At 63.0% G+C, this 19,046-nt stretch carries 21 protein-coding genes and 1 pseudogene; 13 read left to right on the forward strand and 9 right to left on the reverse strand.

The annotated features are described in order from the left end of the window. Positions 1-65: 65 nt before the first annotated feature. Positions 66-833 carry a hydroxyacylglutathione hydrolase gene (gene gloB / locus E7681_RS16395; protein WP_136340345.1) on the reverse strand — a complete coding sequence of 256 codons (768 nt, stop codon included), beginning with the start codon at positions 831-833 and terminating at the stop codon, positions 66-68. Positions 834-896: 63 nt separating this feature from the next. Between gloB and E7681_RS16400 the strand changes: the two genes are divergently transcribed. The 7 genes from E7681_RS16400 to E7681_RS16430 all read left to right on the forward strand — a co-directional run bounded on the left by E7681_RS16400 (position 897) and on the right by E7681_RS16430 (position 7,396). After that, a complete protein-coding gene (locus E7681_RS16400; protein ID WP_136340346.1) occupies positions 897-1,643 on the forward strand; it encodes a class I SAM-dependent methyltransferase in 747 nt (248 codons plus the stop codon). Between the two features lie 409 nt (positions 1,644-2,052). Continuing rightward, positions 2,053-2,613: a F0F1 ATP synthase subunit delta gene (locus E7681_RS16405; RefSeq protein ID WP_136340347.1), complete on the forward strand. Its 561-nt coding sequence runs from the start codon at positions 2,053-2,055 to the stop codon at positions 2,611-2,613. Continuing rightward, positions 2,614-4,152, forward strand: a complete 1,539-nt coding sequence (gene atpA, locus E7681_RS16410; RefSeq protein ID WP_136340348.1) for a F0F1 ATP synthase subunit alpha — start codon at positions 2,614-2,616, stop codon at positions 4,150-4,152. A gap of 14 nt (positions 4,153-4,166) precedes the next feature. After that, on the forward strand, positions 4,167-5,042 hold the full coding sequence (locus E7681_RS16415) for a F0F1 ATP synthase subunit gamma (RefSeq protein ID WP_136340349.1): 876 nt from the start codon (positions 4,167-4,169) through the stop codon (positions 5,040-5,042). 18 nt (positions 5,043-5,060) lie between these two features. Beyond that, positions 5,061-6,485 carry a F0F1 ATP synthase subunit beta gene (gene atpD / locus E7681_RS16420; RefSeq protein ID WP_136340350.1) on the forward strand — a complete coding sequence of 475 codons (1,425 nt, stop codon included), beginning with the start codon at positions 5,061-5,063 and terminating at the stop codon, positions 6,483-6,485. An 11-nt stretch (positions 6,486-6,496) separates the two neighbouring features. After that, complete coding sequence (locus E7681_RS16425) at positions 6,497-6,934, forward strand: F0F1 ATP synthase subunit epsilon (RefSeq protein ID WP_136340351.1); 438 nt, start codon at positions 6,497-6,499, stop codon at positions 6,932-6,934. 114 nt (positions 6,935-7,048) lie between these two features. Continuing rightward, the gene (locus E7681_RS16430; protein ID WP_136340352.1) at positions 7,049-7,396 is read left to right on the forward strand and encodes an H-type lectin domain-containing protein; all 348 of its coding nucleotides are present in this window, start codon (positions 7,049-7,051) and stop codon (positions 7,394-7,396) included. Positions 7,397-7,402: 6 nt separating this feature from the next. On the opposite strand, the gene E7681_RS16435 is transcribed toward E7681_RS16430, so the two are convergent. Then, the gene (locus tag E7681_RS16435; RefSeq protein ID WP_136340353.1) at positions 7,403-8,419 is read right to left on the reverse strand and encodes a ribose-phosphate pyrophosphokinase; all 1,017 of its coding nucleotides are present in this window, start codon (positions 8,417-8,419) and stop codon (positions 7,403-7,405) included. A gap of 119 nt (positions 8,420-8,538) precedes the next feature. Between E7681_RS16435 and E7681_RS16440 the strand changes: the two genes are divergently transcribed. Both E7681_RS16440 and E7681_RS16445 read left to right on the forward strand, forming a co-directional pair. Continuing rightward, on the forward strand, positions 8,539-9,138 hold the full coding sequence (locus E7681_RS16440) for a 2-hydroxychromene-2-carboxylate isomerase (RefSeq protein WP_136340354.1): 600 nt from the start codon (positions 8,539-8,541) through the stop codon (positions 9,136-9,138). Positions 9,139-9,141: 3 nt separating this feature from the next. Continuing rightward, a complete protein-coding gene (locus E7681_RS16445; protein ID WP_136340355.1) occupies positions 9,142-9,957 on the forward strand; it encodes an alpha/beta fold hydrolase in 816 nt (271 codons plus the stop codon). On the opposite strand, the gene E7681_RS16450 is transcribed toward E7681_RS16445, so the two are convergent. The 6 genes from E7681_RS16450 to E7681_RS16475 all read right to left on the reverse strand — a co-directional run bounded on the left by E7681_RS16450 (position 9,954) and on the right by E7681_RS16475 (position 15,002). Further along, complete coding sequence (locus E7681_RS16450; RefSeq protein WP_136340356.1) at positions 9,954-11,000, reverse strand: threonine aldolase family protein; 1,047 nt, start codon at positions 10,998-11,000, stop codon at positions 9,954-9,956. The two genes, E7681_RS16445 and E7681_RS16450, sit on opposite strands and share 4 nt — an antisense overlap. Continuing rightward, a complete protein-coding gene (locus tag E7681_RS16455; protein ID WP_136340357.1) occupies positions 11,000-11,452 on the reverse strand; it encodes a YcgN family cysteine cluster protein in 453 nt (150 codons plus the stop codon). Before E7681_RS16455 ends, E7681_RS16450 begins: the two co-directional genes overlap by 1 nt. Then, a complete protein-coding gene (locus E7681_RS16460) occupies positions 11,449-12,387 on the reverse strand; it encodes a bifunctional riboflavin kinase/FAD synthetase (protein WP_136340358.1) in 939 nt (312 codons plus the stop codon). Before E7681_RS16460 ends, E7681_RS16455 begins: the two co-directional genes overlap by 4 nt. A gap of 82 nt (positions 12,388-12,469) precedes the next feature. Then, a complete protein-coding gene (locus tag E7681_RS16465; RefSeq protein WP_136340359.1) occupies positions 12,470-12,901 on the reverse strand; it encodes a MaoC family dehydratase in 432 nt (143 codons plus the stop codon). Between the two features lie 105 nt (positions 12,902-13,006). After that, entirely contained in the window at positions 13,007-13,882 is an 876-nt protein-coding gene (locus E7681_RS16470; RefSeq protein ID WP_136340360.1) for a TIGR01459 family HAD-type hydrolase, read from the reverse strand. Positions 13,883-14,081: 199 nt separating this feature from the next. Beyond that, positions 14,082-15,002: a manganese-dependent inorganic pyrophosphatase gene (locus E7681_RS16475; protein ID WP_136340361.1), complete on the reverse strand. Its 921-nt coding sequence runs from the start codon at positions 15,000-15,002 to the stop codon at positions 14,082-14,084. 101 nt (positions 15,003-15,103) lie between these two features. Between E7681_RS16475 and E7681_RS16480 the strand changes: the two genes are divergently transcribed. The 4 genes from E7681_RS16480 (at position 15,104) to E7681_RS16495 (ending at position 18,846) form a co-directional block, all read left to right on the forward strand. Continuing rightward, complete coding sequence (locus tag E7681_RS16480) at positions 15,104-15,766, forward strand: DUF2161 domain-containing phosphodiesterase (protein WP_136340362.1); 663 nt, start codon at positions 15,104-15,106, stop codon at positions 15,764-15,766. 167 nt (positions 15,767-15,933) lie between these two features. Then, positions 15,934-16,221, forward strand: a complete 288-nt coding sequence (locus tag E7681_RS16485) for a co-chaperone GroES (RefSeq protein ID WP_136340363.1) — start codon at positions 15,934-15,936, stop codon at positions 16,219-16,221. Positions 16,222-16,259: 38 nt separating this feature from the next. After that, positions 16,260-17,900 (forward strand): chaperonin GroEL, encoded by a 1,641-nt coding sequence (gene groL / locus E7681_RS16490; RefSeq protein ID WP_136340364.1) that lies wholly within the window; start codon positions 16,260-16,262, stop codon positions 17,898-17,900. Positions 17,901-18,006: 106 nt separating this feature from the next. Next, complete coding sequence (locus E7681_RS16495; protein WP_136340365.1) at positions 18,007-18,846, forward strand: DMT family transporter; 840 nt, start codon at positions 18,007-18,009, stop codon at positions 18,844-18,846. A gap of 79 nt (positions 18,847-18,925) precedes the next feature. Here E7681_RS16495 and E7681_RS16500 read toward each other — a convergent pair. Next, positions 18,926-19,046 (reverse strand): annotated as a pseudogene (locus E7681_RS16500) (electron transfer flavoprotein subunit alpha/FixB family protein); the annotation flags it as partial.

A 19,046-nucleotide genomic window follows, 5' to 3' on the forward strand; every position in this document is an offset into this window, starting at 1 on the left:
CTTCAAGTGTTTTTTGTTGTTTTTCTTTCACAATGGGTCGAGTTGCCCTTCGTCTGGGCGGGGCATCAGAAATTATCCTTGCGTTTGCGGACCTCGGCGAACACCCGCGCGGGATCGGTGCCGACCATTTCAGCCGCTGCCTGTACGCCGGGCGTGTGGCCGCGCAGGAAGGGGTTCGTCGCCAATTCCTCGGACAGCAGCGAGGGCACGGTCGGCTGGCCTGCGTCGCGCGCCTCGGCCACGGCCTGCACGCGGGCCTTCAGCGCGGCATTGTCGGGGTCCACCGTCAGCGCGAACCGCCCGTTCGAGGCGGTATATTCATGCCCCGAGCACACCACCGTATCCCCCGGCAGCACCGCCAGCTTGGACAGGCTGCCGAACATCTGGTCCGGGGTGCCTTCGAACAGGCGGCCGCAGCCCAGGGCCATCAGGCTGTCGGCGGTGAACAGCAACTTGCTGTCGGCAAAGTGGAACGCGATATGCCCCACCGTGTGCCCGGACACGTCGATCACCTGACCCTTTTCGCCACCGATCTGAATGCTGTCGCCCTCGGCCACCGCGATATCCAGCGGGGGTAGGCGGTGGGCATCGGCCTGTGCGCCGACCACCTGTGCGGGGTAGCTGGACAGCAGGTCGGGGACGCCATCGATATGGTCCCAATGGTGATGCGTCAGCAGGATATGCGACAGTTTCCAGCCGCGCCGGTCCAGCTCGGCCCGGATCGGTCCGGCCTCGGGAACGTCGATCACCGCGGTTTCGCCTGTTTCAGCGTCATGTATCAGGAAAGCGTAGTTGTCCTTCAGGCAGGGCACTGTGACAAGCTCAAGAGGCATGGCGTTTCCTTCGCTGTTGGGTATTGTTGACCCCAGACTAGGCGAACCTCGGGGCTGGCCGCAATGCATCTTGATGTGCAGGATCTGCGCAATTTCTATTACCGCAGCACCCTTGGGCGGGCGGCACAGAAGGCCGTGCGCGATCAATTGCTGGCCCTCTGGCCCGAGGCGCAGGGGCAAACCGTGGTGGGGTTCGGCTTTGCCGCGCCGCTGCTGCGCCCCTATCTGGCCGATGCACGACGCGTCACCGCCCTGATGCCCGGCCCGCAGGGGGTGATGTCCTGGCCGGCGGGGATGCCCAACGTGTCCGTCCTGTGCGAGGAAACCCTGTGGCCGATCGAAACCGGCCATGTTGACCGGCTGGTCGTCATGCATGGGCTGGAAACATCCGAACAGCCCTCGGCGCTGCTGGATGAATGTTGGCGCGTGCTGGGGCCGGGTGGCAAGGCGATGTTCATCGTGCCCAACCGCGCCGGCCTGTGGTCCCGCAGCGACCTGACGCCGTTCGGCTATGGCCGCCCCTACACGCTGGGCCAGTTGGAAACGCAACTGAAGCGCCGCAACTTCATGCCCGAGCGCACCGCGACCACGCTTTACCAGCCACCCTCGCACCGCCGCTTCTGGCGCAAGACCGGAGAGATGTGGGAGCGCCTGGGCGCCTCGTTTTCCGTCGTTGTGGCGGGGGGCGTCATCATGGTCGAGGCCACCAAACGCGTCCACGCCCCCAGCGGCCCCGGCCTGAAAGAGGCGGTCCGCAGGCCGCTGTCGATCCTCAACCCGACCGCCGCGAAAGAGGCAAAGCCGGTCTGAACCGGGACCGAATTGTAACGAATCCTGCGATCCCCGCGCTGCGTCCGTACACCCTCGAATCTGGCCCCGGAACAGCCCTGAATCCGCAGATTCCGTCGCGTCACATCATTGTTACTGGAGTGATAGCGGTAACGCATTGACCCGGCTGTTCAATCGCGTTGCCCAAATTCTGCAATTTGCCGAAAAAAATGCATCCGAAAAACAGGTGCAAACGGTCGCACTTAACTTAACATGTTGAATTTTAACGGTATTCAATTGTATACCGCGTTGTCATAGCAGGTTGCTAGGTTGGGTTTGCTCTGCTACACCCACGCCGATTTCGATACTTTGACGCAAATCAAGGGTCTAAACGCCCCTAACCGGAATCATCGGGGTTTCGGACAGGGCCAGAATAGTCGGAAGGGTGGACGTGTCCGAACCAGCTTCGATTTCCTCCGGCATCGCCGCGCGCTATGCCACCGCCATCTTCGAGATCGCCAAAGAGGGCAACGCCCTTGCCGATCTGGAAACCAATGTCACGGATCTGGGTGCCGCGCTGGCTGACAGCGCAGACCTGTCGTCCATGATTTCGTCGCCGATGATTTCGCGCGAACAGCAAGGCGCCGCCATTGCTGCTATCGCCGACAAGATGGGTATGATGCCCGTCCTGAAAAACGGCCTGAGCGTGATGGCTCAGAAACGCCGCCTGTTTGTTCTGCCGGCTCTGCTGGCTGCGCTGCAGGCCCTGATCGCCGAAGAAAAAGGCGAAGTGACTGCAGAAGTCACCAGCGCCAAGGCGCTGACCAAGACCCAATCGGACAAGCTGGCCAAGACCCTGTCCGAGCGCGTGGGCAAGACTGTGAAGATCAATGCGGCTGTCGATGAATCCCTCATCGGTGGCCTCGTCGTCAAAGTGGGCTCGAAGATGATCGACACGTCGATCCGTGCCAAGCTGAACTCCCTCCAGAATGCAATGAAAGAGGTCGGATAAATGGGTATCCAAGCTGCAGAGATTTCTGCGATCCTGAAGGACCAGATCAAGAACTTCGGTCAGGAAGCCGAAGTCGCCGAAGTCGGTCGCGTGCTCTCCGTCGGTGACGGTATTGCCCGCGTGTACGGCCTCGACAACATCCAAGCGGGTGAGATGGTCGAGTTCCCCGGCGGGATCATGGGCATGGCCCTGAACCTGGAAAGCGATAACGTCGGTATCGTGATCTTCGGTTCGGACCGTGACATTAAAGAAGGTGACACCGTCAAGCGCACCAACGCCATCGTGGACGTTCCCGCAGGCGAAGCCCTGCTGGGCCGCGTCGTCGACGGTCTGGGCAACCCGCTGGACGGCAAAGGTCCGATCGTTGCATCCGAGCGTCGCGTTGCCGACGTGAAGGCCCCCGGCATCATTCCCCGTAAATCGGTGCACGAGCCGATGGCAACCGGCCTGAAGTCGGTTGACGCAATGATCCCGATCGGCCGCGGCCAGCGCGAACTGATCATTGGCGACCGTCAGACCGGCAAAACCGCCGTTGCTCTGGACGCCATCCTGAACCAGAAAGTCTACAACGACGCAGCCGGCTCGGACGAGTCGAAGAAGCTGTACTGCGTGTACGTCGCAGTCGGCCAGAAGCGTTCGACCGTGGCACAGCTGGTGAAGAAGCTGGAAGAAAACGGCGCGATGGAATACTCGATCGTCGTCGCAGCAACCGCTTCGGACCCCGCGCCCATGCAGTTCCTGGCGCCCTACGCCGCAACCGCAATGGCAGAATACTTCCGCGACAACGGCCGTCACGCCCTGATCATCTACGATGACCTGTCGAAGCAGGCCGTTGCATATCGTCAGATGTCGCTGCTGCTGCGTCGTCCGCCGGGACGTGAAGCATACCCGGGCGACGTGTTCTACCTGCACTCGCGCCTGCTGGAGCGTTCGGCAAAGCTGAACGAAGATCACGGCGCAGGCTCGCTGACCGCACTGCCCGTCATCGAAACCCAGGGCGGCGACGTGTCCGCGTTCATCCCGACCAACGTGATCTCGATCACCGACGGCCAGATCTTCCTGGAAACCGAACTGTTCTACCAGGGTATCCGTCCTGCTGTGAACACCGGTCTGTCGGTGTCGCGTGTGGGTTCGTCGGCTCAGACCAACGCCATGAAGTCGGTCGCTGGCCCGGTGAAACTGTCGCTGGCTCAGTACCGCGAAATGGCGGCCTTCGCCCAGTTCGGTTCGGACCTGGATGCTGCAACCCAGCGTCTGCTGAACCGTGGTGCGCGTCTGACCGAGCTGATGAAGCAGCCCCAGTACTCGCCGCTGACCAACGCCGAAATCGTCTGCGTGATCTACGCCGGCACCAACGGCTACCTGGACAAAGTGGCCGTCAAGGACGTGGGTCGCTTCGAAGCTGGCCTGCTGTCGCACCTGCGCGGCAAGCACGCTGACCTGCTGGAGTGGCTGACCAAGGACGACCCCAAGATCAAGGGCGACGCCGAGGCCAAGGTTCGTGCCGCGCTGGACGAATACGCAGCTGACTTCGCTTAAGGGGGGACGAGGCGATGCCGAGTCTTAAGGACCTTAAAAACCGGATCGAGAGTGTGAAAAACACTCGTAAGATCACCAAGGCCATGCAGATGGTTGCCGCGGCGAAACTTCGCCGCGCGCAGGAAGCTGCCGAAGCCGGTCGTCCCTACGCAGAACGGTTCAACGCCGTTCTGTCCGGGCTGGCCGCGTCGGTTGGTGGTTCGGACAGTGCTCCGAAACTGCTGAGCGGCACCGGCAACGACCAGGTTCATCTGCTGGTCGTGATGACTGCTGAACGCGGCCTGTGCGGCGGCTTCAACAGCTCGATCGTGAAAACCGCCCGTGCCAAGGCGCAACAGCTGCTGGCACAGGGCAAGACGGTCAAGATCCTGACCGTCGGCAAGAAAGGCCGTGAACAGCTGAAGCGGGACCTGGGGCATCTGTCCGTTGGTCACGTGGATCTGTCCGAGGTGAAAACCATCGGCTACGTGAACGCGCAGAACATCGCGCGTGATCTGCTCAACCGTTTCGACGCGGGCGAGTTCGATGTGGCCACGATCTTTTTCAACCGCTTCGAGTCGGTGATCTCGCAGATCCCGACCGTGCAGCAGATCATTCCTGCCAAGTTCGAGCAGGGCGAAGCCGATGCGGCCGCCACCCTGTACGACTACGAGCCGGATGAAGAGGCCATCCTGGCTGACCTGCTGCCGCGTGGTGTCGCCACCCAGATCTTCTCGGCTCTGCTGGAAAATGCGGCGTCGGAACAGGGGGCGCGCATGTCCGCCATGGACAACGCGACGCGCAACGCGGGTGACATGATCGACCAACTGACCATCGAGTTCAACCGCTCGCGTCAGGCCGTGATCACCAACGAGCTTATTGAAATCATCTCGGGCGCCGAAGCGCTCTAAGAACCGGAGATACGACACATGGCAAACGCAAAAGGCAAAATCACTCAGGTGATCGGCGCCGTTGTGGACGTGCAGTTCGAAGATCACCTGCCGGAGATCCTCAACGCACTGAACACCGAAAACAATGGTAAGAAACTGGTTCTGGAAGTTGCCCAGCACCTGGGTGAAAACACCGTTCGTACCATCGCAATGGACGCAACCGAAGGTCTGGTTCGCGGTCAGGCAGTCACCGACACCGGCGGTCCGATCTCGGTTCCCGTCGGCAACGCGACCCTGGGCCGCATTCTGAACGTCGTGGGCGAGCCCGTGGACGAAAAGGGCCCGGTCAACGCGACCGAGACCCGCGCCATCCACCAGCCCGCACCCGAGTTCAACGAACAGTCGACTGAATCGGAAATCCTGGTCACCGGCATCAAGGTCATCGACCTGCTGGCTCCCTACTCGAAGGGCGGCAAGATCGGCCTGTTCGGCGGCGCCGGCGTGGGCAAGACCGTTCTGATCATGGAACTGATCAACAACATCGCAAAAGTGCACTCGGGTTTCTCGGTGTTCGCAGGTGTTGGTGAACGGACCCGTGAAGGGAACGACCTGTACCACGAGATGATCGAATCCAACGTTATCAAGCCCGATAACCTGGAAGAATCGCAGGTGGCACTGGTTTACGGCCAGATGAACGAACCTCCGGGGGCACGTGCTCGTGTTGCTCTGACCGGTCTGACCCTGGCAGAACAGTTCCGTGACCAGTCCGGTACCGACGTTCTGTTCTTCGTGGACAACATCTTCCGCTTTACCCAGGCAGGTTCCGAAGTGTCGGCACTGCTGGGTCGTATCCCCTCGGCAGTGGGCTACCAGCCGACGCTGGCCACCGACATGGGTGCGATGCAGGAACGCATCACCTCGACGAAGAACGGCTCGATCACCTCGATCCAGGCCGTGTACGTTCCCGCGGACGACCTTACCGACCCCGCGCCGGCAACCACCTTCGCCCACCTCGACGCAACCACCGTTCTGTCGCGTGCGATCTCGGAACTCGGCATCTACCCCGCCGTGGACCCGCTCGACTCGTCCTCGCGTCTGATGGACCCGGCCGTCGTTGGCGAAGAGCACTACAACGTGGCCTTCCAGGTTCAGGGTATCCTCCAGCGCTACAAGTCGCTGCAGGACATCATCGCGATCCTGGGCATGGACGAACTGTCGGAAGAAGACAAACTGACCGTTCAGCGCGCTCGTAAGATCCAGCGTTTCCTGTCGCAGCCCTTCGACGTGGCAAAAGTGTTCACCGGTTCGGACGGCGTTCAGGTTCCCCTGGAAGACACGATCTCGTCGTTCAAGGCCGTTGTCGCTGGCGAATACGACCACCTGCCCGAGGCAGCCTTCTACATGGTTGGCGGCATCGAGGAAGTGATCGCAAAAGCAGAGAAGCTGGCAGCTGAGGCCGCCTAAGGAGGGCCCAAATGGCTGAGACTGTGCAATTCGATCTGGTCAGCCCCGAGCGGAGCCTTGCTTCGCTTCAGGCTGAACAGGTTCAGATCCCGGGTGCGGCCGGTGACATGACGGCGATGGCCGGCCATGCCCCGACCATCACCACCCTGCGCCCCGGCGTTCTGCGGGTGACGGGTCCGGCGGGCGAGACCGAATACGTGGTGACCGGCGGTTTCGCCGAAATCACTGCTGACGGGATCTCGGTCCTGGCCGAACGCGCCATCCCGCGTGCCGAAGTGACCCAAGAGCATCTGAACGAGATGCTCAAGGCGGCTTCGGATGCGCTGAACAAGGCCAAAGAAGTGTTCAAGAACGAACCCGGTCCGGTCGATGATGCAGCCAAGCTGCTGGCCGACATGGTCGCAATGGGCACCCATATCGGTCTGGACCCGAACGTCTCGAACCTCTGAGACGGCGCAAACCGCTAAGACACTTGGAAAAGGCCCCGCAGTGCGGGGCCTTTTTCCTTGCCCTGAACCCCGTGCCGCGTAAAAAATCGTTGCTGCACAGAACGGAAGCGCGACATGAAAACTCTGAACGCTGGCCGCGTGGGGATTGCCCAGGGCAACGAGGATCTGTTCGAGGATTTCTCCTCGGGCGGGCCAATGTGGACCGAGCAGGGCAATCGCGAGCGCCGCACCAAGGTGCGTTTCGACACCCCCTTTGCCGAGGCGCCGGTGGTGCAGGTCGCGTTGTCACTGTGGGATGTGGATTATTCGACGAACGTGCGCGGCGACATCTTTGCGGACAAGATCACGCCGAAGGGGTTCGAGATCGTGTTTCGCACCTGGGGAAACACGCGGATCGCGCGGGCCCGCGCCAGTTGGCTGGCAATCGGGCAGGCCCGCGACGAGGATATGTGGGACGTCTAAGCCCGATCAGGGCTTGAACTGGCCTTCGTAGATCGGCTCCAGCGTCTCGGTCTCGAACAGCGACGACACCGAGGTGCCGTTCCAGATGTTCAGGATCGCCTGGGCGAACATCGGTGCGGTCGGCAGGATGCGGATGTTGGGGGTGTTCAGCACGGCCTCGGTCGGCTGGATCGAGTCGGTGATCACCAGCGACTTCATCACCGAGTTGGTGATCCGTTCCACCGCCGGGCCCGACAGAACCCCGTGCGAAATATACGAGTGCACCTCGGTCGCGCCGTGTTCCATCAGGATCTCGGCGGCCTTGCACAGCGTGCCGGCGGTGTCGCACATGTCATCGACGATGATGCACTTCTTGCCGCGCACGTCACCGATCACGGTCATTTCGGCCACTTCACCCGGCTTTTCGCGGCGTTTGTCCACGATCGACAGCGGGGCGTTGATACGTTTGGCCAGCTCGCGCGCGCGGGCCACGCCGCCGACGTCGGGCGACACGACCATCACGTCCTGCAGGCTGCCCTCGAACTGGGCCTTGATGTCCAGCGCGAAGATCGGGCTGGCATACAGGTTGTCCACCGGAATGTCGAAGAAGCCCTGGATCTGTGCGGCGTGCAGGTCCAGCGTCAGGATGCGCTCGATCCCGGCCTCGACCATCATGTTGGCGACCAGCTTGGCGCTGATGGGCGTGCGGGCCTTGGTGCGGCGGTCCTGGCGGGCATAGCCGAAATAGGGGATCACGGCGGTGATCCGGGCGGCCGACGACCGGCGCAGCGCGTCGGTGATGATCAGCAGCTCCATCAGGTTGTCGTTCGCCGGGTTCGAGGTCGGCTGAATGATGAACATGTCTTCGCCGCGGACGTTTTCATACATCTCGACAAAGATTTCCTGGTCGTTGAACCGCTCGACGCGGGCGTTGACCAGCCCGATGTTCATTCCACGATGGATGGACATGCGGCGCGCGATGGATTTCGCCAGTGGCAGGTTGGCGTTCCCGGCAATCAGCTTCGGTTCGTTCAGATTGGGCATTGTGAGTGCTTCCCCAGAGTGGTCGGCCTGAGCGGTCGGAATGACAGATTCGTGACGTTGACACCCCTTAGCATCTGACTACGGTCAGGCAAAGCTATGCACATGGGGGAGGGGCACAAATGCCACATATTGATTACTATTTCTCGATGCTGTCGCCGTATACCTATCTGGCGGGCACCCGGTTAGAGGAGATCGCGCAGCGCAACGGCGCAAGTATCACCTACAAACCGTTTGATTTGATGGCCGCATTCCCGCGAACTGGCGGCGTGCCTGTTGGGCAGCGTCACCCCTCGCGGATCGACTATCGCGCGCAGGTTCTGCCGCGCACCGCACGCAAGCTGGGGATGCCCTTGAACATGAAGCCCGCCTTCTGGCCCGTGAATGCCGCGCCCGCGTCCTACGCGATCATCGCGGCGCAATCGGCTGGCGGCGGCGATCTGGGCGGGCTGGTGCACGGCCTGCTGCGCGCTTCGTGGGTTGAAGAGCAGGACATCTCGGACGATGCCGTCATCGGCGCCGCGCTGAAGACCCACGGCTTCGACCCCTCGCTGACCCTGACCGGCATGCTGGCCGGGGCCGAAGCCTACGCCGCCAACCTGGAAAGCGCCGTGTCGACGGGGGTCTTTGGATCTCCGTTCTACGTGGTTGATTCCGGGCAGAAATTCTGGGGTCAGGACAGTCTGGACGACCTCGATCAACACTTGCAGGGAAATCTCTGATCCATGCCTAAAGACACTCGCGGGGGCTACCCGACTTTCTGGCGCGAATTCGGGCATGGCCCGCGCGAGGCGTTGATGATCCATTGCTCGCTGTCGCATTCGGGGGCGTGGACGGCGCTGGCCGGGCAATTGTCCGACCTGCTGCACATGACCGCCTTCGACATCCCCGGCCACGGCCGGTCCGACGATTGGGACAACCGCGCCGACATTCAGGCCGTCACCACTGCGATGGCGGCTGATTTCCCCGCCGGCCCCGTTGACGTGATCGGCCACAGTTTCGGCGGCACCGTCGCCCTGCGCCTAGCGATCGAGCATCCCCAACTCGTCCGCTCCCTCACCCTGATCGAGCCGGTGTTCTTCGCCGTTGCCTTCGCCGATGTGCCGGGATTGCTAGAGCGTCACCGCGCCCGCGAGGCCGCCCAGATGGAGGCGATGGCGCGCGGCGACATGACCGCCGCCACCAAGGCGTTCAACGAGCTGTGGGGCGACGAGGATATGCCGTGGGACAGCCTGCCCGAACAGATGCGCCAGAACATGACCAAGCGGTTCGGCGCCATCATCTCGGCCCGTCCCGCGGTCGAGGAGGATTCGGGCCGCATGCTGTCGTCCGGCGCGCTGGAAACCATTCCCTACCCGACGCTGCTGCTGGAAGGCGCGAAATCGCCCGAGATTCTGGGTCTGGTCAACGAAGGGCTGGAACGCCGCCTGCCACATGCGCGCCGCGTGATCGTCCCTGACAGCGGCCACATGCTGCCGATCACCCACCCCCAAGAGGTGGGCACCCTGATCCGTGATTTCCTGGGGGGCGTTCCGGCCTAGCCCTGCGCCAGCGCCAGGAACTGATCGACGCGCGCCGCGCCGATCGACCAGTCGCAGACGAACCGCCCGGTCAACAGCTCGTCGGGGTCATCCCCCTCCAGCTCGCCGCGCGTGATGTAATAGACCGCGCCGGCCGCCTGCATCCGTTGGTGCCACGCGCGCGGCGCGTCGATGAACAGCATGTTGGCTTGCCGGGGGAACAGCAGCTTGACCCCCGCAACACCGGCCAGCCCGGCCTCCAGCCGCTCGGCCGCCGCATTGGCCGCCCGCGCGGTGTCCAGCCACAGCCCGTCCCGCAGATAGCCCTGCATCTGCGCCGACAGATACCGGTGTTTCGAGAACAAATGCGCCCCGCGTTTGCGGCGCAGCTCGAATTCCCACGCCTTGGCCGGGTCGAAGATCACCACCGCCTCGACGCCCATGCAACCGTTCTTGGTGCCGCCAAACGACACCGCGTCGATGCCAGATTTCCACGTCATCTCGGCGGGCGAGCAGTCAAGTGCCACCAGCGCATTCGCAAACCGCGCCCCGTCCATAAAGGCGGGCAGCCCGAATTCCTTGGCCACAGCCGTCAGCGCCTGCAGCTCGTCCAGCGAATAGACCTGCCCGCGTTCCGTCACCTGCGTGATGCTGACCGGACCGCGCTGCGGCCCGTGAACGCCCCGCGTGCCCTCGGCCAGAATCGTCGCGCGCAGCGCGTCCGCCGTCATCCGGTCCTCGGACCCGACCAGCGTCAGCTTGGCCCCGCCCGAGTAGAACTCCGGCGCGTTGCACTCATCCTCGTGGATATGCGCGTGGGGGGCGCAGAACACCGTCTGCCACGGCTGGCACAGCGTCGCCAAGGCCAGCGAGTTTGCAGCCGTCCCCGTCGCCACCAGATAGACCGCCGCCTCGGGGGCCTCGAACAGATCGCGGAGCGTCGCGCGCACCTCGGTCATCTGCGCATCGGCGCCGTATCCCAGCGCGTAGCCCTCGTTCGCGGCCTGCACAGCGGCCATCACCTGCGGGTGAACAGGCCCGGAATTGTCGGATGCAAAAAACATCAGGTCGGCTCCTCGATGATGTATTCTTCCCAGTCGTCCTCGTCGATTTCGAACTCGGGCACCGTCATGCCCTGCACCGAGACCCCCGCCCGGTGCACGCTGTCTGCATCGCCCGAGATCAGCGGGTGCCAGTCGAACAGCCGTTTGCCCGTCCACAGCAGCTTATAGGCGCAGGTTTCGGGCATCCAGTACAGGTTGTCGTCGATATTGCCGGGTTTCAGCACGATGCATTCGGGCACGAACTGGTGGCGGATCGGGTATTGGCTGCACCGGCAGCTGTCGTCGTCCAGCAGGCGGCACGCCACGCGGGTCAGCACCACGACGCCGGTTTCCTCGTCCTCCAGCTTGTTCAGGCAGCATTTGCCGCAGCCGTCGCACAGGGCCTCCCACTCGTCGCGGGTCATCTTCTCAGGCGGGATCGTTTCCCAGAACCGGGGGCGCAGGGCGGTCATAGCGCCGCCAGGATCTGCCGCGCCTTGTCGCAATCGGCATCCATCTGGGTGATCAGTGCGTCCAGACTGTCGAACTTGGCCTCGGGGCGCAGGTAATCCACCAGCCCGACCGAGATCGGCGCGCCGTAGATATCGCCTTTGAAATCAAAGATATAGGTCTCAAGGTTGGGCGACTGTCCGTTGAACATCGGCCGCATCCCAAGGCTGGCCGCGCCGTGATAGCTGCCCTTGTGCGGGCCTTCCAGCACGTCCACCAGCACCGCGTAGACGCCGAATTTCGGCTGGTGCAGCCCGTCGATATTCATGTTCGCCGTCGGGAAACCCAGATCGCGCCCGCGTTGATCGCCGCCGATCACGGTGCCGTCCATCCGGTGCCAATGCCCCAGCATCGCCGCCGCATCGCGGGGGCGGCCATCGCTCAGCGCCTGCCGGATCGCGGTCGAGGACACCTCGCCCGTGTCCCCCTCGACCAGCTCGGCCACGGTGACGCCAAAGCCCATCTCGACCCCGAACCGCTTCAGATCCGCGACCGAGCCTTTGCGCCCCTTGCCGAAACAGAAATCCGCACCCACGACGACATGTTTCAGCCCCAGCCCGTCCTTGATCACCTTCTGCGCAAAGGCTTCGGGCGTCAGGCCGGACAGGGCGGCGTTAAAGTTCAGCTCGTACAGTTTCTGCACGCCCAGCTTTTCCAGCCGGTGCGCTTTTGCCTCGCGGCTCATCAGGCGAAAGGCGGGGGCGTCGGGGGCGAAATACTGGCGCGGGTGCGGCTCGAACGTCATCACGCCCAGCGGCGCGCCGATTGCCTCTCCGGCCTTGCGGGCGATGTCGATCACCGCGCGGTGGCCCAGATGAACCCCGTCGAAATTGCCGATCGCGACCGAGGCACCCCGGTCCGCGTCATTCACAAAGCTGTAGTCTCGGATGATGCGCATGAGGCAGGCGTAGCGCCCATTTCCGCGCCGCGCAAGCCGCGAAGCGCCGGGACGGTGCGGCCCCGGCGCAGTTTCTGTACGCTTAGCGCGAGGGGGCCAGAACAGTGGCCTCGCCCGACAGCACCTCTTTGCCGCCGACCAGGCAGCGGGTGGCCATCGTCACGCGGCGCTTTTCGGGGATCACGGCGGTCACTTCGACCTCGGCCGTCACCACGTCACCGGGGCGCACGGGGGCCAGGAATTTCAGCGTCTGGCCCATGTAGATCGTGCCGTGGCCCGGCAGCTGTTCTCCGATCACCGCCGAGATCAGCCCCGCCGACAGCATCCCATGCGCGATGCGGCCCTTGAACATGGTGCCCTTGGCGAAATCGTCGTCCAGGTGCACCGGGTTATGGTCGGTCGAGACCTCGGCGAACATCTCGATGTCCTTGTCGGTGACTTCCTTGGTGACCGAGCGTTTCATGCCCAGTTCGATTTCGTCGATATAGATGGTGCCGCGTTGAATCTCGCTCATGTCTGCGTCCTCCGGAATCTCGGCAAGTAATATTCGTGACGCCAGGGCGCCGATTTGTGGAACTTTATTACTTTGCGAATGCAGAATCGCAAGCCCTATTTGGCCTTAGCGCAGTTGTCCGATGGTATAAGTCGGCGCGACCATTTCGCCCTCCAGATAGGTCTCCAGCGCAGCGGGGTCGGGGCTGTGGGTGGTCTTGGTGTTCTCGCGCGCCAGCCCGCCGCTGATGAACAGGCTGTCCAGATCCTCGCCCATCGCGCCGCGCACATCCGTCTGTGCGCCGTCGCCGATGGCCAGGATGTTGGCGTCGGGGATGTCATGGCCCAAGGCAAACAGCCGGCGTCGCGCCAGATCATAGATCGGCGGGTGCGGCTTGCCGAAGAACAGGCTTTCCCCGCCCATTTCCGTGTACAGCCGCGCCACCGCGCCGGCGCACCATTCGCGCACCTCGCCCCGGTCCACCACGATGTCGGGGTTGGCGCAGAGCAGTTTCATCCCCTTGGTCTTGGCGTACAGCAGCTCGGGCCGCAGCGTGGCCGGGTCCGCCATCGGATCGAACGGGCCGCAGCAGACGATGCCCTCGGCCTCTTCCAGCGCGACCAGCTGGATGTCGAGAGGGTCTTCGATCAGCTTGAGCGGCTGGAAAAACTCCTCGTCCCGCTCCCACTCGCCCATGAAGAACACCTTTTCACCGACGACCCCCCGGAACATGGCCGAGCGTGCCGAGTCGCCGCTGGTGGCGATGGTGTCCCAGGCATCCTCGGGCACGCCGAACTTCTTCAGCTGCACCTCGACCCCCTTGCGGGGCTTGGGGCTGTTGGTGACCAGCACGACGACGCCGCCCTTCTTGCGATAGGCCTGCAGCGCTGCAACCGCGTCGGGCAGGGCGCGCACGCCGTCATGCACACAGCCCCACAGGTCCACGAACAGCGCGTCGTAGCGGCCGGAAATCTGGGACAGGGCGGTGATGATCTGGGACATGAGACGAGCCTTCGGCTGGGGTATATCTGTGGGACAACCCTATGCCATCCGGGCGGGTTCCCCTCCACCCGAAAACGCCGGGTGCCGGAAACTTTCAAAGTTTCCGGACAAAATTCTTTGAAAGAATTTTGCGCCCCACCCCGGCCGGAACGAAAAAGGGCGCCCAAAGGGGCGCCCTTTCCGTCAAATCGAAGGCAGATCAGACCTTCAGGTTCGGGATGATCTGCTTTTTGCGCGACATGATGCCGGGCAGCACGACCAGGTCGCCGGTCACGGTTGCGCCGAACGATTTCTCGGCCACGGTTTTCACCAGATCGTTGGGGACCAGCAGGGTGGCTTCTTCGTTCAGGATGTCCACAACGAACAGCAGCACCTGGTCGGCGCCGTCTTCCTTGGCCACGTCCACCATCGAGGCCATCAGGCTGTCCTTGCGGTCCAGGATCAGCTTGGGCGCGGTGGTTTCCAGAACCGAGACGCGGAATTCCTTGCCGTCCACGTTGTACTCTTTCGAGTCCATGCGCAGCAGTTCGGCATCCGAGAACGCCGACACGTCCGACTTGGCTTCGAACATTTCGGCGGCATAGGCGGCGACGTCGATGCCCAGCTCGGCGGCCAGTTTCTCGACGACTTCGCGGTCATGCGGCGTGGTGGTCGGCGAGCGGAACTCCAGCGTGTCCGAGATGATGCAGCTCAGCGCCGCGCCCTTGATGGCGTCGGGCATCTTGGCGGCGTCGTCGCCCATCAGGTCGACCATGATGGTGGCGGTGCAGGCCAGCGGACGGATGGTGATGTCGATCGGGCCTTTGGTTTCCAGGCCGCCGACCAGCTTGTGGTGGTCGATGATTGCCAGGATGTCGGCCTTGTTGATGTCGGCGGGCAGCTCGGCGGGGTTGTTGGTGTCCACGATGACGACCGGCGCACCGGCGTCGACGCCGCTGATGATCTCGGGCTTGTCCAGGTTCCAGCGCTTCAGAACAAAGGCGGCTTCGGTGTTGGGTTCGCCCAGCAGCACGGGTTTGGCGGCGGTGCCTTTGACTTCGTTCAGGTACCAGGCCCAGACGATGGGCGATCCGGTCGAGTCGGTGTCAGGGGATTTGTGGCCGAAAACCTGGATGGTCATTGCGGATTCCTATTCGAATGGGGTTGTTTTGCGCGCCTTATACGCATCAGATGGGGCTTTGTCACCTGCTCATGCCGCGCTGCGGCAATCGGAACCGGACCATGCCGAAATTTGCCGAAACCGATCTTTACCCGCCCGTGAAGGCCTTTTTCGAGGCCTTGGGGTATCAGGTGAAATCCGAGATCGGCGCCGCCGACGTGATGGCCTTGCGCGACGGCGATGACCCGGTGATCGTCGAGCTGAAGACCGGCTTTTCGTTGACCCTGCTGCACCAGGCCACCGCGCGGCAATCGGTGACGGATCAGGTCTATGTCGCCGTGCCGCGCTGGTCGGGCAAACCCGGTTGGCGGGCGTTCAAGGCCAATCTGGCGCTGTGCAAACGGCTGGGTCTGGGGGTGATCTCGGTGCATCCCGACAGCCAGGAACTCCAGGTCCACCACGATCCCGCGCCGTTCCAGCCCCGCAAGATCAAGAAGCGTCAGGCCGGGCTGATGGCCGAATTCACCCGCCGCCACGGCGATCCCAATCAGGGCGGCACCGTGCGGCAGGGCCTCGTCACCTCGTACCGGCAAGAGGCGCTGCGCTGCGCCGCCTATCTGGCCGAGCACGGCCCCAGCAAAGGCGCGGTTGTCGCCAAATCCGCGCAGGTGCCGCACGCCACACGGCTGATGCGCGACAACCATTACGGCTGGTTCGACAAGATCGGCACCGGCGTCTACGCCCTGTCCGACGCGGGGCAAACCGCCCTGAATACCCCTGCCTGATCGCTGCATTGCAGCGACGAATTTCCCCCAAAATGCGTGTTCCTCCGGTTGACTCGGGCATTTCTGCTCCTTAGCTATGCGCCGTTAGCACTCGACAAGGGTGAGTGCTAACGGCCCTGCTTAATGAGAAGGGGGCCAAGGAAAACTTTGAGCAAGGAGCCTCAGAGATGGCATTTACTCCGCTTCATGACCGCGTGCTGGTTCGCCGCGTGGAAAGCGAAGAGAAGACCAAGGGCGGTCTGATCATCCCCGATAGCGCAAAAGAGAAACCGGCCGAGGGCCTGGTTGTCGCAGTCGGCGCGGGCGCGAAAGACGACGACGGTGACCGCATTGCAATGGACGTCAAAGCTGGCGATCGCATCCTGTTCGGCAAATGGTCGGGCACCGAGATCACCATCGACGGCGAAGAGCTGCTGATCATGAAAGAATCCGACATCATGGGCATCCTGGCCTGATTGTCGCCCATAAATTCTGAGATACAGGAGAAGCTCTCATGGCTGCAAAAGACGTAAAATTCGGCACTGACGCACGCAACAAGATGCTGAAGGGTGTCAACATCCTGGCGGACGCCGTCAAGGTGACCCTGGGCCCGAAAGGCCGGAACGTGGTTCTGGACAAATCCTTCGGCGCGCCCCGCATCACCAAGGACGGTGTGTCGGTTGCCAAGGAAATCGAACTGGAAGACAAGTTCGAAAACATGGGCGCGCAAATGGTGAAAGAAGTCGCCTCGCGTACCAATGACGAGGCCGGCGACGGCACCACCACCGCGACCGTGCTGGCTCAGGCCATCATCAAAGAAGGCATGAAAGCCGTCGCAGCTGGCATGAACCCGATGGACCTGAAGCGCGGCATCGACCTGGCAACCGCCCGTGTCGTCGAAGCGATCAAAGCCTCGGCCCGTCCGGTTGCGGACAGCGACGAAGTCGCGCAAGTCGGCACCATCTCGGCCAACGGCGAAGCTGAAATCGGCCGTCAGATCGCTGACGCGATGCAGAAAGTCGGCAACGAAGGCGTCATCACCGTCGAAGAAAACAAAGGCATGGAAACCGAGACCGTCGTGGTCGAAGGCATGCAGTTCGACCGTGGCTACCTGTCGCCCTACTTCGTCACCAACCCCGACAAGATGATCGCCGAGCTGGAAGACTGCATGATCCTGCTGCACGAGAAGAAACTCTCGTCGCTGCAGCCGATGGTTCCGCTGCTGGAATCGGTGATCCAGTCGCAAAAGCCCCTGCTGATCATCGCTGAGGACGTCGAAGGCGAAGCCCTGGCGACCCTGGTTGTGAACAAGCTGCGCGGCGGCCTGAAGATCGCAGCCGTCAAGGCACCGGGCTTCGGCGATCGCCGCAAGGCCATGCTGCAGGACATCGCGATCCTGACCGGCGGTCAGGTCATCTCCGAAGACCTGGGCATGAAGCTGGAGTCGGTGACCGTCGACATGCTGGGTTCGGCCAAGAAAATCGCAATCACCAAGGACGAAACCACCATCGTCGACGGTGCTGGCGAGAAGGCCGAGATCGAAGCGCGCGTCGCTCAGATCCGCACCCAGATCGAGGAAACCACCTCGGACTACGACCGTGAGAAGCTGCAAGAGCGCGTGGCCAAGCTGGCCGGCGGTGTTGCCGTGATCAAGGTCGGCGGCATGACCGAAGTCGAAGTGAAAGAGCGTAAGGACCGCGTCGATGACGCCCTGAACGCAACCCGCGCTGCCGTCCAAGAAGGCATCGTTGTGGGTGGCGGCGTGTCGCTGGTGCAGGCAGGCAAGTCCCTGGACGGCCTGGAAGGCATCAACAGCGACCAGAACGCCGGTATCGCCATCGTGCGCAAGGCCATCGAGGCCCCGCTGCGTCAGATCGCTGAAAACGCAGGCGTCGACGGCGCCGTCGTGGCCGGCAAGGTTCGTGAATCGACCGACCTGACCTTCGGCTTCAACGCTCAGACCGAAGAATATGGCGACATGTTCAAGTTCGGCGTGATCGACCCGGCCAAAGTGACCCGTACCGCTCTGGAAGACGCGGCATCGGTTGCTGGCCTGCTGATCACCACCGAAGCAATGGTGGCCGACAAGCCGCAAAAAGACGCCCCCGCGGGCGGCGGCATGCCCGACATGGGCGGCATGGGCGGCATGATGTAATCACAAACCCATCGGGTTTGTGGGAGCAATCGCCCCCGCATATTTTTGGAAAGGCCCACCTTTTGGTGGGCCTTTTCTTTTGCGCGCGTTGTGCCACCTTCTGCGCATGAAACTCGTTCTGCTGACCGCCCTCACCATGATCGCCTTTGCCGCCAATTCGGTGCTGAACCGGATGGGCCTGTCTCAGGCTGGGATGGACCCGATGACCTTCGGCGCCATCCGTCTGGTCGCTGGCGGGCTGACACTGGCCGCGCTGTCTCTGCTGTTCCGAGGCGGCGTCGCCCTTGGCGGGCCCGGGCGCGTTGCCGGGGTGCTGTCGCTGCTCCTCTACATCTTCGGGTTTTCGCTGGCCTATATGCGGCTGGACGCCGGGCTGGGTGCGCTGATCCTGTTCGGCACCGTGCAGATCACGATGTTCGCCGGGGCCGTTCTGGCGCGCGAATCCTTGCCGCCCCTGCGCTGGCTGGGCGCGCTGGTCGCCTTTGGCGGTCTGGCGTGGCTGCTGTGGCCGACGGGGCAGGGGGCGGCGGTGCCGGTTGCGAATGCGGCGATGATGGTGCTGGCCGGGATCGGTTGGGGAGTCTACTCGCTGGTGGGCCGCCGCGCAGGCGATGCCTTGCAGGCGACCGCCGCGAACTTCCTTCTGGCCGCGCCGCTTGGTTTCATCCTGTGGCTGCTGGCCCCTGTCCCGATCCAGTCGCCGCCCCTGATGGGCAGCCTCCTTGCCGTCCTCTCCGGTGCTGTGACCTCGGGTCTGGGCTACGCGCTGTGGTACAGCCTGCTGCCCGCGCTCGGGGCAGGGCGCGCCGCGGTGGCGCAATTGTCCGTCCCGGTGATCGCCATCGCCGGTGGCCTGCTGTTCCTGGCCGAGGTGCCGGACCTGCGCTTCCTCATCGCCGCCGGGGTGGTTCTGGGCGGCGTCGCGCTGTCCCTGCGGGCAAAATAAAAGGCCCGCGCGAGGCGGGCCTTTCGGGGATTTTCCAACGTACGATTTCCGTCAAGAATCATACAATTTCGCTGGTTAATCAGAGTTTACCGGTCAGGTCCGGGACGGCGTCGAACAGGTCTGCGACCAGGCCGTAGTCGGCGACCTGGAAGATCGGGGCCTCTTCGTCCTTGTTGATGGCGACGATGACTTTCGAGTCC

It is taken from the genome of Thalassobius vesicularis (assembly GCF_004799325.1).
In the GTDB taxonomy this organism is placed as follows: Bacteria; Pseudomonadota; Alphaproteobacteria; order Rhodobacterales; family Rhodobacteraceae; genus Thalassobius; species Thalassobius vesicularis.

Bases quoted from the DNA above. Each gene is read 5' to 3' on its own strand.
- E7681_RS16415 (WP_136340349.1), top strand. From the start codon at position 4,167: ATGCCGAGTCTTAAGGACCTTAAAAACCGGATCGAGAGTGTGAAAAAC.
- E7681_RS16495 (WP_136340365.1), top strand. From the start codon at position 18,007: ATGAAACTCGTTCTGCTGACCGCCCTCACCATGATCGCCTTTGCCGCC.
- groL (WP_136340364.1), top strand. From the start codon at position 16,260: ATGGCTGCAAAAGACGTAAAATTCGGCACTGACGCACGCAACAAGATG.
- E7681_RS16470 (WP_136340360.1), bottom strand. From the start codon at position 13,882: ATGTCCCAGATCATCACCGCCCTGTCCCAGATTTCCGGCCGCTACGAC.
- E7681_RS16400 (WP_136340346.1), top strand. From the start codon at position 897: ATGCATCTTGATGTGCAGGATCTGCGCAATTTCTATTACCGCAGCACC.
- E7681_RS16465 (WP_136340359.1), bottom strand. From the start codon at position 12,901: ATGAGCGAGATTCAACGCGGCACCATCTATATCGACGAAATCGAACTG.
- E7681_RS16480 (WP_136340362.1), top strand. From the start codon at position 15,104: ATGCCGAAATTTGCCGAAACCGATCTTTACCCGCCCGTGAAGGCCTTT.
- E7681_RS16450 (WP_136340356.1), bottom strand. From the start codon at position 11,000: ATGTTTTTTGCATCCGACAATTCCGGGCCTGTTCACCCGCAGGTGATG.
- E7681_RS16430 (WP_136340352.1), top strand. From the start codon at position 7,049: ATGAAAACTCTGAACGCTGGCCGCGTGGGGATTGCCCAGGGCAACGAG.
- E7681_RS16445 (WP_136340355.1), top strand. From the start codon at position 9,142: ATGCCTAAAGACACTCGCGGGGGCTACCCGACTTTCTGGCGCGAATTC.
- E7681_RS16440 (WP_136340354.1), top strand. From the start codon at position 8,539: ATGCCACATATTGATTACTATTTCTCGATGCTGTCGCCGTATACCTAT.
- atpD (WP_136340350.1), top strand. From the start codon at position 5,061: ATGGCAAACGCAAAAGGCAAAATCACTCAGGTGATCGGCGCCGTTGTG.
- gloB (WP_136340345.1), bottom strand. From the start codon at position 833: ATGCCTCTTGAGCTTGTCACAGTGCCCTGCCTGAAGGACAACTACGCT.
- E7681_RS16485 (WP_136340363.1), top strand. From the start codon at position 15,934: ATGGCATTTACTCCGCTTCATGACCGCGTGCTGGTTCGCCGCGTGGAA.
- E7681_RS16425 (WP_136340351.1), top strand. From the start codon at position 6,497: ATGGCTGAGACTGTGCAATTCGATCTGGTCAGCCCCGAGCGGAGCCTT.
- E7681_RS16455 (WP_136340357.1), bottom strand. From the start codon at position 11,452: ATGACCGCCCTGCGCCCCCGGTTCTGGGAAACGATCCCGCCTGAGAAG.
- E7681_RS16435 (WP_136340353.1), bottom strand. From the start codon at position 8,419: ATGCCCAATCTGAACGAACCGAAGCTGATTGCCGGGAACGCCAACCTG.
- atpA (WP_136340348.1), top strand. From the start codon at position 2,614: ATGGGTATCCAAGCTGCAGAGATTTCTGCGATCCTGAAGGACCAGATC.
- E7681_RS16460 (WP_136340358.1), bottom strand. From the start codon at position 12,387: ATGCGCATCATCCGAGACTACAGCTTTGTGAATGACGCGGACCGGGGT.
- E7681_RS16475 (WP_136340361.1), bottom strand. From the start codon at position 15,002: ATGACCATCCAGGTTTTCGGCCACAAATCCCCTGACACCGACTCGACC.